Below are 15,176 nucleotides of genomic sequence, written 5' to 3' on the forward strand. Positions count from 1 at the left end.
AATAGGATATAGAAAAAGGTCCTATTTGTTAATTGTAAATTTACAGCAAATATAAAAATAAGAATAGAATTAAAAAAGGAAGATCGAAATCTTCCTTTTAAAACATGCTTAACATGTATTTTTCAGACATCATTTTAAGAAGCTGAATTCCTGCTACACTATTTCCTTTTTCATCAAGAGCAGGACCATAAACACCAATCCCACATCTTCCTGGTACTGTCCCTAATATTCCTCCGGATACACCACTTTTAGCAGGAATACCTACTTTAATGGCAAATTCCCCAGATGCATTGTACATTCCACAGGTTACCATAAATGTCTTACAAATTCTCGCAATATTTGCAGGGATTAATTGCACCTCTGTCAAGGGGTCCTTTCCATCAAATGCAAGTACACAACCAATTCTAGACAGATCCAGACAATTCATTTCAATTGAACATTGCCTCGTATATAAATCAATGAGTTGTTCAACCTCTTCATTAATGATGCCATGTTGCTTAAGAAAATAACATAAAGACCTATTTAGATCAGCAGTCTCAAATTCGGAGCGAGCAATCTCACGGCTATACCCAATGGATGAATTATTCGCTAATTTTTGAATGAGTGTTAATAAACGTTGAAAACGTTCCTCTACACTTTCACCTTTAATCATATGGGTGACGGCTAACGCGCCTGCATTAATCATGGGGTTGAGCGGTTTAGATGGTTTACTAATTTCTAGCTTAGCAATTGAGTTAAACGGATCGCCTGTTGGTTCTTGTCCAACATGATCAAATACATAGTCTTCTCCCCAATCCATTAGTGCTAAAGCTAAAGAAATAACTTTCGATATACTTTGTAACGTTAAATTTTCCGATACATCTCCAGCAGAATAGCAATTTCCGTCTGGATAATAAAGAGCTATTGACAAACTATCTGGATTCGCCATTTTAAGTGCTGGTATGTAATCGGCAACTTTGCCTTGATCAGTATACTTCTTCGCTTTATTAACTAATAACTGTAATTCCTCTATAGACTGACATTGCAATTTAACCACCTCAAATAAAATAATTCTGTTTCAATTTTTCTTCACTAATAAATAGTAATATAGGAAGGCTTTTTTCGCATTAAAATTAAAGATAAAAATAGATATTTGAGAAAATCCAATCAAAGATTATTATTGAATAGAAAGAATGAGACTAGTGTAAGCCCTATAATCAACTCCTGTTAGAAAATCTCATCGACTTCTTTCCATTAATTTTTTTAATTTATTCTCAGTATTCGTATCCTCAACTGGTGTATACACACTACAACGTAAATCGTGATTTCCTTGGACTTGTAATGAAGTGAGATTAAACAGCATTTTCCCAGCTTTTCCATGACGAAATTCGATAAGCACTTCGGGCGCGGAACTAACTTCACTCTCATTCCATAATTCCTGAAATTCTGGGAAGTCCTTTTCCATTTTCTCAATAAAATCCGAGTACCATGGATCAGCCACATATTGTCCATAATAGGTACGAAAAATAGCAAGAAATCCTTTTACAAAGTGCTCCCAATTTACAGCTAAACTTCTTAATTCCTTCCTTGCAAAAACTAAATAGATGAGATTTCTTTGCTCATCTTCCACCTTTTCAAAATCAAGAAATACATTTGCTGCTGCTTGATTCCATCCAACAATATGACATTTACGATCCGTAATAATAGTAGGACAATATTGAAGCTCTTTTAATATTTTGTTTAAAGATGGACTAACTATTGCTTCTTCTTCATCCAGCTCAGATGATTTTACCCCTTCTTCCATCGCCAAAGCAAATAAATATTTTCTTTCGTCCGTATTTAATTGCAATGCATTCGAAACAGCATCTAAAACAGATGCAGACACTTTAATATCTCTACCTTGTTCTAGCCATGTATACCAAGTTGTACTTACTCCAGCTAGCTGTGCTACTTCTTCCCTCCGTAAACCAGGTGTTCTTCGTCGAGTTCCTGCAGGAAGTCCAACCATATGTGGATGTATTCGAGAACGTTTCGTTTTTAAAAAATCAGACATTTCTTGAAGCCGCGTTTCAGTTTTCATTCGTATCTCCCTTCTTAACCTAGTAGTAATTATACTATGATAAACCACAACTTGTAATAGGATAAATCAAGAGTACAATAAAGGAAAAGATGTTTTCGAAAAGTTTGTTGCACTTGAAAATAAAAGACTACTACTGGCTTTTACAAAGTTTGCAGTACTTTTCTTAGTAAAATATGAAGAGAGTTGACGACATTCATTCTTATATTTATTAAAACTTTATTTTTATAACAACAATGTTTGAGAAAAGAGCCAAAAGAAAAATACAATTGGAGGAGTTTTTTATGAAGAGAGTTGTTATCACAGGAATGGGTATTATCTCTCCCATCGGTAATACGGTTGATACTTTTTGGACGAACTTAATGAAGGGTAAGTCAGGAATTTCTGAGATTGATACGTTTGATGTATCTGATACTAAAACGAAAATAGCCGGTATTATTCGTGAATTTGATGGTGAGAAATTGTGGGGAAGAAAAGAAGCAAGAAAATTAGATCGCTTTTGTCAATTTGCCTTAGCTGCTGCTGAGCAGGCATTAGAGGATTCTCATATTCATTTAGATAAAATCAATCCAGAACGGTTAGGTGTTTATGTTGGATCGGGCATCGGTGGAATAAATACGTTAATAGAAAATGTTCATTTACTAAATGATCGTGGGGCAAAAAGAGTAAGTCCTAGCTTAGTACCTATGATGATTTCAAATGCTGCAGCTGCACAAATCAGTATAAGGTTAGGGGCACGTGGGCCATCCATGTCTCCAGTTACTGCCTGTTCTATCGGAAATACTTCAATCGGTGAAGCCTATCGTGCTATCCAAAATGATGATGCAGATATTATTTTTACAGGAGGAGCAGAGGCAGCAATTTCAAAATTATCATTAGCTAGCTTTGGAAATGCCCAGGCTCTCTCAACAAATAATGATGTGCCTGCATTAGCTAGTCGACCTTTTGATGCATCCAGAGATGGCTTTGTCATGAGTGAGGGGGCAGGAATATTAGTACTTGAATCAATGGAACACGCACTAAAAAGAGAAGCCACCATCTATGGGGAGGTCATTGGATATGGTGCTAGCTCGGATGCATATCATATGGTTGCCTCCCATCCAGATGGAAGAGGTGCTTTTCAGGCGATGAAAAGTGCATTAAATAATGCTCAATTATCACCGAACGACATTGATCTAATTAGTGCCCATGCGACAAGTACTCAAGTAGGTGACCACTCGGAAACAAAGGCGATTAAAAATTTATTTGAAGACTATGCCTACAACCTCCCAATTACTGCCAATAAATCTATGCTTGGACATATGTTAGGAGCATCAGGAGGCGCAGAAGCGATAGCTTTAGTGAAAAGTCTACAAGATCATTTTATCCCACCTACAATTAATCTTAATCATCCTGATCCGGAATGTGATCTGGATTATGTGCCTAATAAAGGGAGATCGGCTAATCTTACGATTGGATTATCCAATTCATTTGGCTTCGGTGGACATAACTCAGCGATAATCATTAAGAAATTTCAATAAAATTATTCTTGTTTAAGGGGACTGTCAGACTTCTACATTCTGATAGCCCCCTAATCTTTGCTCTTATACAATACATATGTCATCTGTAAATACGAAATAAAGGAGTGTTTGATGAACAGAGGTATGCATGATTCTTTCCCATAATTCACGATACAAGGCTATTTGATGCTCATAATAGGAGGTTAAGCGTACAATACCCTCTCTGTCTTTTGAACGATCGGTTTTAAAATCAACAATATACCAATTTCCTTTATATTGATATGCTAAATCAATCACACCTTTGACTAACAATGGATACTGTTGATCTTTACTCTTTCGTATTTTCTTGTATAATGGATCTTCACTCGATAATCGAAAATTAAATGGGACTTCTGTTAAAACATTTTCGGCTGTCTGTAGCTGATCCCATATTTTTGTATGTTTAAAGCTTTGTATACTTTGATAAACCTCATACTTCCGTTGTAGTGAAAAGCCATATTTTTGTAGCAAATCTTCGATATGGTTTTCAATTTTCATACCACTTATTAGCTTCTCGAAAGCTTCGTGGATAAGTGTTCCCCAAAGCATTCCACCGCCTTTTTCACGGTCAATATCTAATTGATAGATATCATCTTTTTCTTCTGTAGGACTATACGTAGCATATGTTGGCTGAATATGTTTATTAATCCACATACCTAATTCATTAATATAATCATTGCTAACATTAATCTTCCTTTGTTCCTCTTGCTCAGTTATTTCAATTTCCCTGATATCATTGACTTGAATTCGATTTGGTTGTACAGCAAACACTAGTTCATTCCATGGATTTTTCTTATTCGTTTTCTCGCTTGTACTAATAATTAATGCCTTTTCCGCTCGAGTCGCTGCTACATATACGATCCGTGTTTCTTCCTCAATCAAATATTTGTATTCTTCTGTTTGATGAATACTCCACTCTGGTGGACAAGCGATCATCTTAGTTTGGAATCTGTTTGATTTTTGAACAATAAAATAACCATATGAAGTTGTATTTGTTCGTTTAATATGTAAGGAGATACGCTCCTTCACATCAATTTTTTTAACGGGATTTGCTAGGAAAACAATCTCCGCTTCCAGTCCCTTCGATTTATGGACATTCATTATTCGAACAGCATTTGCCCCAACATCCATATTGAGTACTAAACGTTTTGTAAAAATCAATTCTTTTAGTAATTCTGCTGCTTCATAAAAAGTACTTGCTGATCGAATCGTAGTGATAATAGAGTTTAAATGTTGGCATTCATTTTTTCCATAGCCTTTTAATAACAGCAATGGATAGAAACCAATATCCTCGATCATTTTCTCTACCACTGTAGCCGGAGAATATTGATATTTCCAATTTACGTATGTTTGAAGCCGTTCAAACGCTTGAAGAAAATCAAATGTAGATTCGACAACATTATCTTCACTTGGTGTCCAATAAATATCAAAGCTACCACCACTGTACTTCCATTCAAATAGTTCCTGATCACTCACACCAAAGAAAGGACCTCTAAGTACCGCAAGTAACTGAACAGTATTAGTTGGATCTTTTACAAACTCAACAAGATGAAAAAGTTCCTGAAATTCCGTCATATTTGCTAATGTTATTTCACCACTCAAATGTGCAGGGATGTTATTTTCTAAAAGTGCCTGATAATAAACTTCTAAATTCTCATTATATCTTGTCAAAATCATAAACTCTTTAGGCTGATGTCCTTGATGAATCATCTTATAAATGGTTTCAGCTATTTGAAAAGCATCGAATTGGATCATTTCTTCCTTATTTACATATTCTTTTGGTATTATCGATTGATATATTCCTGAAAAAGTAGAATGATTGTCATTAAAATAGGCATGTAATGGCTTAAAAGCAGCTTGATATTCTGTCGCTTGAATAGGTAATTTTTCTTCAAAAAATGAATTTAATGAGTTTGTTACCGAATCTAAAGTTCGAAAATTCATTGTTAATTCTAATATTTCTCCACCTTGATTACCTATCAATTCTTTTACTTTATTATAAATGTCTATATCTGCACGACGAAAACGATAAATCGCTTGTTTAGGGTCTCCTACAACAAATAATGAACCCTGTTTCGGCCGACATCTTGTCCAATCCTGTTCATACAGATTCTCTGCCGTTATGTAAAACATGATTTCTGCTTGAATCGGATCGGTATCTTGAAATTCATCGACTAGAATACTGCGATATTTTTCTTGAAAATAACCGCGAACCTCACTATTCTCCTTCAATAAGAGTGCGGTCTTTATTAACAAATCATGAAAATTTACATAGGACATTTGCTTTTTTAGTATTTCATATTCATGCAAGATATCAATCATCAATGGCATGATATGTCCGTGAACATACTCATACCATTTTTCCAATAATGGCTGTATTTTCATTTCAACGAAATCAACAATTTTGTCCAAATAGTACTTTGCATCCTCTTTTGAACTCCATAACTTTTGTGTAATCGTAAGCTGTTTATTAAATGTTTCTAGTAATCCAATCTTCATTGCATCTGTTTCATGATTTTCGTATTTATTTTTACGAATCGCCTGCAAAATAAGCTCTTGAAGTTTATCATATCTTCCTTCTATGGGTTCAGATGGAATCGCATGGTTAGCTTCTTTCAAAAGGTTTAGAAACGAATGGTAAACTCTTGAAATATTCGGGGATTCCTTCTCAACATAAACCCAATCTACATCCGGATAAGCAATTAACCTTAAGAAGCATTGACGTAAATCTGAAACTGGAATACCTAGCCTTTTTATAAAATGATACCTTTCAGAATCTTTCACCATCATCTTTTCAAAAAAGTTGTTCCAAGCTTGTATTGCAATATGTTGGTCCTCTCTTTCCTCAATTTCACGAAATTGCAGATCTAATCCTGCCTCAATTGGACGCTCACGGAGGATACATGCACAAAAAGAGTGAACAGTCCCTAAAAAGCATTGGTCAAAATTAGCTAATGCACTCTCCAAATTTTGTTTTTTTGAGAGATCCTCTTCTACTCTCCATTCATTTTCAAGTTTTGTTTGAAATCTTGTCGTTAATTCTTCAGCTGCTTTTTTTGTAAATGTAATAGCCGCTATTTCCGATATGTTGCATGTCCCCATTTTTATCATATTAACCATGCGGTTAACAAGACTTGTTGTTTTACCAGATCCTGCTCCCGCTTCAACTAGAAAGTTTTGAGTAAGATGCTGTTCGATTTTATGGCGTGCTACCTCATCAATTATTTGTTTACTCATACGCTCTCACCCCCATCCATCTATTAATAGCTTTTACATGCCTCATTTTTTCCTCATACTGCTCCTCTGAATATGAGTTCCGTTTACATACATGTTGAAACGTGCAATACCTACAATCTTTTTTTATATCATCTGTCATCGGAAAGTATCCAGCTTTTAAAAGGTCGAGTAACCTCTCCGTGATCTCTAAACCATTTTCACTAGCTGTTGAATCCTGTAATCGGACTCTCCTCTCTCCTAGTCCTTTAGTTGTTGGAAAAAGATACGTACTATTAATCACTTGCCCCTCGTATAAATTGAACTGATTCTCCAATGCTTTGGCATAAAGAAAATGTTGTAAATGTCGTCCACCATTGAAAAATTTATTTAAAGAATACTCTCTTGCACTTCCCGTTTTGTAGTCAATTATCACGTAATTCATATCCTCTTGTTTATCTACACGGTCAATTTTTCCAGATAGAAAAAAAGACTCACTATTATTAAGGTGAATTTTTGCAGGAGGGTTTCCATCTAATCCAAATACATATTCAAAATATGCAGGTACATTTCCCCATGTATGTTCCTCTTCACTTTTCAAAAAGATATGACAGGATTCAATAATTTCATTCATCTCTTCTTCGAAACTAATTGAACAATCCGGAAATATACGTTCTTTAAAATAGTCTATTTTCTCTTTAGCAATTGTAATCAGCATATCGATGTGTTTTTCATAAGATGGTTTATCTCCAGTTACAAGAATTGTTTTATAAAACTGCTCAAATATCTCATGGAGTAATATGCCACGTGTCTTTCCATCAAGCCATTTATTTTGATTGACAGGCTCGGCTGGGGCTATCTGTAAAATATCCTCTAGAAAATATTTATATGGACAAGTTGCTAGCTTTTCTAATCGACTACTGGATAATCGTATATTTCTATTTTTTCTTGGGTCTAAAACATAACCCCCCACATTTACTTTCCCTTCATATTCTGTAAAATTAATGGTCGATCTTTTTTCGATTGCTCGATATCCTTTTACAAAATACTTCAAGCCTTCTGATTTCTCCAAAGAGATATGGCTGTGGTTTCCATAATTAATGAGAGATTGCCACCATTCTTTTTGATTAATTTTATCCGTTTCGAAATGACTCTTGATGAGCAAATTGCCTATCAATTGTTCATTATTTGCTTCACTATTATTTATGAGAATCCGATAACAGGTTAAAAAGAAATGTGATGGTGTGTTCAAACGATTTTCCTGTTGGTTGAAAACAGTATAACTAATTGTTAACCGACCAGTACTACAAGCAAGTGCTTGTAATAAATGAAAAATATTTTCTTTAGCCTTCTCCCTATGCAATGGAAGATTCGCGCACAAGGCTTTTCTCTCATCATCTAATAATAGTGGATTTTCCTTAACCTTCCCCGGAAAGCGTTGATTATCGAACCCAATATAATACAGATTCTTGCGATTTATAAAAAGTGCTTGTTGAAACGAAGTAAAATGTAAGGAACCCGATTTCGGCCCAGATGCACCAATGCGGATCGTCAATAAATACTCCTCTAGGATAGAAAGCATTTCTTTCTGAGAATTTGGTTCAGTTGCAAATGAACACAATAACTGTATCTGTTCTACTAAAGCATCTTTCGAAAGTTTATCGTAAACGGACTGTATTTTAGCGAATTCTAGTATAAAATCGAGTAGATCGAGATATCCCTTCCATTTACCCCCACCATAATGAGATGGAATAAATTGAAAAAGTGTTTCAAACCATTGATATAGCCATGTATATTCTGCTATCTTTTTTTCTATAGAGAAATGATGTTCTTCACTATCCCGATTCAATTCTTCTTTCAATTCATGGATTTTAACTTGAAGTTTCTGCAGATATCGCTCTTTTCCAGTACCAATCTCAGAATTTCTAATCATTCTGGTGATAGATAAAATACTTGGAGACTCCGCATCAAAATCAAATACACCTTCTTGAAGCAAGTTCAAAAAGGATGGAGCACTAAAGTCCTGTTTAAACCACTGAAGGATTTCCAATATCATTTTCCCTGGATTCGTAACAGTGATCGGGAGACCTTCTCCAAACGTAACTGGAATTTTCATTTTTTCAGATAGTTGATACATCATCATTTGATATGGCTCTTGTTGACTATAAAAACACGCACATGTATCAAAAGGTATTTCCTTTTGCATCATTCTCCTTAACATTTCATTTATTTCTTCTTCCTCTGTATGACTTGCAAAAAGCTCAAAATCTATATTCCCTAAATGATGATTATTACTTAGTAAATAACTAAAATCGGACGGTTGAGCCTTCCCATGTGCCTCTAGAATAAATGCAAATCTTGCAGGAGGAGTGATTTCATACACTGGGGCAATTGGCAAAATATATGAATGCTTTGATAAAAGCATACTGACAAATTGCTCTTCTATTCCTATAAAAGAAAGATTTGGTTGAAATAAAAAAATACATTTATCCATTTCTACAATATCGACTTGTTCAATTACTTTTAGAAAAGCTTTCGTCTCATCCCAATACGAATTTTTTTCTAAAATCCTCTCATATTCATAAAGGATTTTTTGTAGATCACTCGCTTTATCTTTCATCTTAAATATATCCCTTGGAAAATGAGTACTGGAGTATCCTGAAAGCCTAATCTCTTGTATCGTTTTATACATAGTCATTGATAAGCTTGGTGTTGTTTCGAGAAGATGGAAGTAATGGAGTTTTTGTTTATCCTTTAATGTTTTTATTATGGAAGTCATTAGAATAGAACCGATGGTAGGAGTGATGAATTTAATTTGGATAAACTTTTGAGAAAGAAACTTAATAGCTATATCTTGAATGGTGTGAATCTTAATATTTATTACACAATGACCTGTATTTATAAACTCATTTAATATTTGTTCACCAGTACGATAATGATCGACGATCAGAACCTTTTCTGAAAGTGGATAGCTTGTACAAATTTCCTTCAAAGTTTGGATTAAAGATTTCATAAGATCCCTCCTCATATTAATTATTTCACTTTTCGGAACATTTTATACAACCAAATAAAAAAGTGCATCTATAGATGCACTTTCTAGCTTGATTTTCCAACGATTATTTCATTATATATACTCTTTAAATCATATAATGATAATTCATACAGTTGTTTATTATTTGATTTATAAATTCCTTTATTAAGAAGCTGATCGATAATATCTCGCTTCTTTAGCTCTTTTTCTGCTGTCATGGAGAATTTCCTCCTATCTCTCTATCGCTCAAACATTAGTTATTCCATTTGCCTATCATAAATCTATTTTGGCATACAAAGATTAAAAATTATTTAAGGATTCATTAGAAAAGACCCTTATTAAAAACTTCATCCAAACTATGAAACCCTTTTAACTCTCCATCGTCTGATTGAATGGTCCATTCCCTATTTTTTAAAGTAAGCCTACCAAATTCATCCTTCATATAAGGCATATTTAGCATAAAAACTTTTCCATCCTTACGCACAGTATACCCCAGATAATAGTCATTTCCTGCCCCTTCTTCTTCATATATACCGATATCCTCGAGTCCATAATGATCCATTAAAAGCTGCATTTGATTAGTCATCTGGTCTATTAAGGTTTCTCTATTGATATAGTCCATACACAACCCTCATATCTATTTTTTCCTTAGTATGTCACTAAAGTAGAAAATTTATAATTATAGGGGGGACAGATTTTATCTAAAAAAACCCATTTAAACAAATCTTATCTTTTGCCATTCTCGTACACTATTAATAAAGTAAATATTTGTTGCCTCTTTAATATCTTTGACAGTAAGAATTCTTTCTTTTAGTTTTCCCATTTCTATCAATTCCTCACGAAATGTACCAGGTAATAATCCTACTTGAACTGGTGGTGTATAGTACTCACCTTTTATTTCAAGGACGATATTTCCATTGGTAAACTCAGTTAATTCTCCATATTGATTCCACAATAGTACATCAAAAACTTTAGGTTGGCTTTCCTTATGAAATTGATATACTCGACGGTTCGTTGTTTTGTGATATAAAAAGAGATCATTTTTATCAACTGGGCTTTCCCCTAATTTTACTTGTAATGGTTTATTCAATGATGTGATCGGTTCACTAGTTATTTCAAATGAGCCATCTTTTGCAACGAGTACTCTAACTTTTAGTAATTGATAAGGATTTCTTTTTGCAAATTGCTGTAATGCTTCTGTTAATTCATTTATGTGTAATGAGTAATGAAAATAAGCAGCTGAATTTTGTAATCGCTTAATATGGCGGTCCAGTAAAAAATAATTACCATTCTCCAACTTGATACTTTCAAGTAATTTGAAGGTTGGTTGTTCTTTCGATAAAATACTTGCCTTCGTCAGAATTTCTGCATACTCATCCTTTGTCGTTGAATCCCATGTAACACCGCCACCAACACCATATACTGCTTGATTGGTTTGATTATTGATAACAACGGTTCTAATAGGCACATTAAATATGGTTTCCCCTATTGGACTTATAAATCCAATGGCACCGCAATATACCTCACGAGGAGAATCCTCTATTTCAGAAATGATCCTCATCGTACTAATTTTAGGAGCACCCGTAATTGAACCACAAGGAAACAGGGCAGAAAAGATGTCTACTAATTCAATTCCTGCTTCTGTCATAGCAGAAATAGTAGATGTCATTTGAAGAACAGTTGGATACTGCTCAATTGTAAATAATTCATCTACTTGTACCGTTCCTGGCACGGCAATATTGCCTAGATCATTTCTTAACAAATCCACAATCATGACATTTTCCGCACGATTTTTTTCGGATTGAAATAGCCAAGCAGCATTTTCATTATCTTCCTTAGTTGTTCTTCCTCTCCTCACTGTACCTTTCATTGGTTTGGTAATAATTTTATTACCATCCCAACGGAAGAATAATTCCGGAGAGGCTGATAAAATACGGTAATCTCCCAAATTCAGATATGCACAGTAATCTGAATCTTGAGATGAAGATAGTTTTTGAAAGAATGAAAAATCGTCACCAGTAAAATTAGCATGCAGCCTTGTTGTGTAATTTACTTGATATGTATGCCCATTTTCTATCGCTGTTTTTATTTCGGATATTCCTTTCTGATACGCTTCCCCTTCAATAGATGGAATCCAATCTGAAACAGAGTAATCGGCTTTCTTATTTGGAGCTGGAATTATTATAGGTTCATCAAAAATTCCAAACCAGAGTAATGGCATCTTTGGATTTTCATGTACCTTGAAAGATGGCTCAAACGCGGGTGCAGCCTCATAGGACACATATCCAGCTGCATAATACCCACAGGATACTTCTTTTTGAATTTGTTCCATACAACCTCTAACTTCATCTATACGATATGTTTGAATCACTTTTTTAGGTTTACAAAAGAATTTTGGGTGTTTCTTTCCATTTCGATCAGCAAATTCAAAATAGAGTGTTGAATTTTCATGCATGATGTCTTTTCTATTCATTCTACTTATCTTCCTTTAATGATTAATTAAGAATTTTTCATTTGGCTGAAAAAAATTTTGAATCATCTTCAGCCCATTCTCAGTTAAAATGGCTTCTGGATGGAATTGAATACCTTCTACCTTATATTGCCTGTGTCGAATTCCCATAATCTCTCCATCTTCCGATTTGGAAGTTATATCCAAATCCTGAGAGAGGGATTTTTCTTCTACGATCAAAGAGTGGTACCGAGTCACTTTAAAGGAATTCTCTAAACCCGAAAAAATCGACTTCCCATCATGAGTGATAAATGATGTTTTGCCATGCATGGGTCTTTTAGCTTTTATGATTTTTCCGCCAAATGCCTGAGCAATAACCTGATGTCCTAAACAGACACCTAAGATTGGAATTTTATTAAAGAAGTGTTTGACTACCTCAATGCATATACCAGCATGATCTGGATTACCCGGTCCTGGTGAAAGTAGTATAAATTCAGGATTTAATTGTTCAATTTCGGCTATTGCTATTTGGTCATTTCTAACAACTTTTACTTCTATTCCTATTTGTTTAATATATTGAACTAAGTTATATGTAAATGAATCATAATTATCTATTATAAGTATCATGCTATTTCCCCTAAAATTTAATATGGCTGTTATCGTATTTGTTGCTCACTGACGGCTTTTGCACCGAATTAACGATTATGAAATTTGCAGCTCTTTTCACCGTGAAATGAAAGGTATAGCGGTCTTCAATAGATAGCTATTGGTTAAAAGGCTAATTAATAGCAACAATGATTAATAAATAAGCCTTTACTAGAAATATGAAATCGCTTCCCAATTTAATCATATCAAAGATTATTAATGATTTTCCAATTTTATATACGAATAGTTAAAGCAAACAATTAAAAAAATAGATAAGACATTAAATTTGTGAGGTGAGCTTGGAATTATGAAGCATATTAAAGCAATGGGGATTAAATTTGTAGCTACTCTTGTGGTCCTATTTGTCATTTTAGGATTAATTTTCGGGATGTCATTCACTAATATCGTATTTATTTCACTTGTTTTATCTGTAGCATCCTACCTAGTTGGTGATATAGGTATATTACCAAGAACAAACAATACGGTTGCTACGATTGCAGACTTCGGTTTAAGCTTGCTCTTTATTTGGTTCTTATCGGCAGCACTAACTCGAGAAAATGCAACTGCACTATTTCTAATTTCACTTGTTTCAGCTTCTGCAATATCACTCTTTGAAATGGCTTTTCATAAATATGTATCATCCTATACATTTGATCGACAATCTGAAGAATTTTTGCCTAAACACCGTAATTTTCACCATTATCAAACGGAAGCCTCAAAAGAAATCACACCAGAAATCGAAAAAAATAGGGATAATAAATAACTGTACTTTTGCGTCCGACCCCATTTTGGTTCATTAAAAATGATCCATTCAATAAAAAAATGGGTCGGACACAATTATTCTCATCCATCTTTCATAAGTCACACTGACAGAGTTTTTTAAATATAATATATTGATACATTGGATTAAGGTAATGAAGTTTAAAGCCTTTTTCCAAGTGAAATGAAAGGTCTCATCGTATCTTCAACTGATTTTTTATTAGTTAAACCATTACCTAAAATAGTAAAACATCTGAGAAAAAAGCCTTTAAATTAGCGCCTAATAATGAATCAAAATGCTTTTCTTGCCTTAATTATGATTGCTTCACCTTTAAATGAAAGAATGGATTGATCTATTGTAATAATATGAAACCGTTTCTTTATTTCTTGAGAACTATTGAGCATCAAATTTGTAATTTCGTCTTTATTCGTTTTACTTAATTGCATACGATTGCACCATGAATCAAATTCAAATGTTTTCTCAAAACGGTACAATTCCTCTACTAAAAATCCCTGTAATTCAAGCATCTTTAACCATTCAGTTTTTTTCCAAGCTCGAAAATGGCTATAATCCCTCAATTTTTCTACCGTATTATAAAATTGATCCTGTTCGTCACTTTCTGGTGTAACATTGTCATCGAGTAAAAAATAGCCTTCATTTTTTAATACGCGGTAAGCTTCATCAATAAACTTTTCGATATTTGGAAAATGATGCGGTGCAATTCTACAGGTCACTATATCAAAGGTTTGGTCACTAAAAGGCAGTTGCTCAGCATCTCCTTGAACAAACTCTACGTTTTTATGGCCGTTCCCCTTTATAAACTTTTCTGCTTCTTGGAGCATTGGCTGGGTTAAATCTAAAGCAGTAACATGCTTTACATGTGGAGCAAATAAATTTGCTGTATGTCCGCCACCCGTTGCAATATCAAGCAAATTTTCTTCTCCTGTAATTTCGGAAATTGCTAATAATAATTGCAAATCTTTCCCCTTTTGATGAATTTCACTTGTAACATATGAACGAGCTGTACTACCGAATTGTTTTTGAACATCTGATTTATTATCCATTTCCATCCCTCACTTCTTGTATTTTCTAAGTTTAGAATAATTTGATTCGATCGATAAGTAAATTATCATTTATCAATAGTTATCTATAACAAAAACTTATGGATATTATAAAATTCGATTAGAGAACAAATACTAGTAAAAAACGGAGGTGATTAAATTGGGATTATTGCAATCGTTTTCAAACTGGAGAAATGAAAGACAGGAAAAGTTCCTTAATGAAATGGAGGAATCGGGAAAATGTCCAGATTGTCGCGGCAGGGGTTTTACACTTCCATATAGCGCTTATGTTGCAGGATATGAATGCCCAAGTTGTAATGGCAGTGGATTATATTCCGATTGGGAAGCATTTAATGATTGAAAAATGAAAAAAGACGCCTAATTCCGTAGGCGTCTTTTAAAACACGTTTGCGGCGAGGTACC

Annotated in this window: 12 protein-coding genes; 3 read left to right on the forward strand and 9 right to left on the reverse strand. The window is 34.1% G+C overall.

Annotated elements, in window-relative coordinates; translation table 11 throughout:
- Positions 1-97 precede the first annotated feature (97 nt).
- Together glsA and MHI39_RS15050 are read right to left on the reverse strand one after the other, a co-directional pair.
- Positions 98-1,027, reverse strand: a complete 930-nt coding sequence (gene glsA, locus MHI39_RS15045; protein WP_078109941.1) for a glutaminase A — start codon at positions 1,025-1,027, stop codon at positions 98-100.
- A gap of 189 nt (positions 1,028-1,216) precedes the next feature.
- A complete protein-coding gene (locus tag MHI39_RS15050; protein WP_180212941.1) occupies positions 1,217-2,059 on the reverse strand; it encodes a helix-turn-helix transcriptional regulator in 843 nt (280 codons plus the stop codon).
- A gap of 281 nt (positions 2,060-2,340) precedes the next feature.
- Here MHI39_RS15050 and fabF point away from each other — a divergent pair, with 281 nt between their 5' ends.
- Positions 2,341-3,576, forward strand: coding sequence for a beta-ketoacyl-ACP synthase II (gene fabF, locus MHI39_RS15055; RefSeq protein WP_342539610.1), 1,236 nt, complete (start codon positions 2,341-2,343; stop codon positions 3,574-3,576).
- 63 nt (positions 3,577-3,639) lie between these two features.
- Here the strand turns inward: fabF and MHI39_RS15060 are convergent, their stop codons facing one another.
- From MHI39_RS15060 to MHI39_RS15085, 6 genes are all read right to left on the reverse strand, one after another.
- Positions 3,640-6,831 (reverse strand): UvrD-helicase domain-containing protein, encoded by a 3,192-nt coding sequence (locus MHI39_RS15060; protein WP_342539612.1) that lies wholly within the window; start codon positions 6,829-6,831, stop codon positions 3,640-3,642.
- On the reverse strand, positions 6,824-9,820 hold the full coding sequence (locus tag MHI39_RS15065) for a PD-(D/E)XK nuclease family protein (RefSeq protein ID WP_342539613.1): 2,997 nt from the start codon (positions 9,818-9,820) through the stop codon (positions 6,824-6,826). Before MHI39_RS15065 ends, MHI39_RS15060 begins: the two co-directional genes overlap by 8 nt.
- Positions 9,821-9,903: 83 nt before the next feature.
- On the reverse strand, positions 9,904-10,056 hold the full coding sequence (locus MHI39_RS15070; protein ID WP_078111484.1) for a Fur-regulated basic protein FbpA: 153 nt from the start codon (positions 10,054-10,056) through the stop codon (positions 9,904-9,906).
- A 104-nt stretch (positions 10,057-10,160) separates the two neighbouring features.
- Positions 10,161-10,460: a DUF5634 family protein gene (locus MHI39_RS15075; protein WP_058003872.1), complete on the reverse strand. Its 300-nt coding sequence runs from the start codon at positions 10,458-10,460 to the stop codon at positions 10,161-10,163.
- Between the two features lie 93 nt (positions 10,461-10,553).
- The gene (gene pabB, locus MHI39_RS15080) at positions 10,554-12,311 is read right to left on the reverse strand and encodes an aminodeoxychorismate synthase component I (protein WP_235813301.1); all 1,758 of its coding nucleotides are present in this window, start codon (positions 12,309-12,311) and stop codon (positions 10,554-10,556) included.
- Positions 12,312-12,326: 15 nt separating this feature from the next.
- The gene (locus MHI39_RS15085; protein WP_058003871.1) at positions 12,327-12,914 is read right to left on the reverse strand and encodes an aminodeoxychorismate/anthranilate synthase component II; all 588 of its coding nucleotides are present in this window, start codon (positions 12,912-12,914) and stop codon (positions 12,327-12,329) included.
- A gap of 325 nt (positions 12,915-13,239) precedes the next feature.
- Between MHI39_RS15085 and MHI39_RS15090 the strand changes: the two genes are divergently transcribed.
- Positions 13,240-13,695 (forward strand): YndM family protein, encoded by a 456-nt coding sequence (locus MHI39_RS15090; protein ID WP_058003870.1) that lies wholly within the window; start codon positions 13,240-13,242, stop codon positions 13,693-13,695.
- 287 nt (positions 13,696-13,982) lie between these two features.
- Here MHI39_RS15090 and MHI39_RS15095 read toward each other — a convergent pair whose 3' ends face one another.
- Entirely contained in the window at positions 13,983-14,756 is a 774-nt protein-coding gene (locus tag MHI39_RS15095) for a class I SAM-dependent methyltransferase (RefSeq protein WP_058003978.1), read from the reverse strand.
- Positions 14,757-14,971: 215 nt separating this feature from the next.
- Between MHI39_RS15095 and MHI39_RS15100 the strand changes: the two genes are divergently transcribed.
- A complete protein-coding gene (locus MHI39_RS15100) occupies positions 14,972-15,121 on the forward strand; it encodes a hypothetical protein (protein WP_158022193.1) in 150 nt (49 codons plus the stop codon).
- The last annotated feature ends 55 nt before the right edge of the window (positions 15,122-15,176 follow it).

This window comes from Heyndrickxia sp. FSL K6-6286 (assembly GCF_038630395.1).
Taxonomy (GTDB): domain Bacteria; phylum Bacillota; class Bacilli; order Bacillales; family Bacillaceae_C; genus Heyndrickxia; species Heyndrickxia oleronia.

Excerpts from the sequence above, each read along its gene's own strand:
- MHI39_RS15060 (WP_342539612.1), bottom strand. The coding sequence starts at position 6,831 with ATGAGTAAACAAATAATTGATGAGGTAGCACGCCATAAAATCGAACAG.
- MHI39_RS15070 (WP_078111484.1), bottom strand. The coding sequence starts at position 10,056 with ATGACAGCAGAAAAAGAGCTAAAGAAGCGAGATATTATCGATCAGCTT.
- MHI39_RS15085 (WP_058003871.1), bottom strand. The coding sequence starts at position 12,914 with ATGATACTTATAATAGATAATTATGATTCATTTACATATAACTTAGTT.
- fabF (WP_342539610.1), top strand. The coding sequence starts at position 2,341 with ATGAAGAGAGTTGTTATCACAGGAATGGGTATTATCTCTCCCATCGGT.
- pabB (WP_235813301.1), bottom strand. The coding sequence starts at position 12,311 with ATGAATAGAAAAGACATCATGCATGAAAATTCAACACTCTATTTTGAA.
- MHI39_RS15095 (WP_058003978.1), bottom strand. The coding sequence starts at position 14,756 with ATGGATAATAAATCAGATGTTCAAAAACAATTCGGTAGTACAGCTCGT.
- MHI39_RS15090 (WP_058003870.1), top strand. The coding sequence starts at position 13,240 with ATGAAGCATATTAAAGCAATGGGGATTAAATTTGTAGCTACTCTTGTG.
- MHI39_RS15075 (WP_058003872.1), bottom strand. The coding sequence starts at position 10,460 with ATGGACTATATCAATAGAGAAACCTTAATAGACCAGATGACTAATCAA.
- MHI39_RS15065 (WP_342539613.1), bottom strand. The coding sequence starts at position 9,820 with ATGAAATCTTTAATCCAAACTTTGAAGGAAATTTGTACAAGCTATCCA.
- MHI39_RS15050 (WP_180212941.1), bottom strand. The coding sequence starts at position 2,059 with ATGAAAACTGAAACGCGGCTTCAAGAAATGTCTGATTTTTTAAAAACG.
- MHI39_RS15100 (WP_158022193.1), top strand. The coding sequence starts at position 14,972 with ATGAAATGGAGGAATCGGGAAAATGTCCAGATTGTCGCGGCAGGGGTT.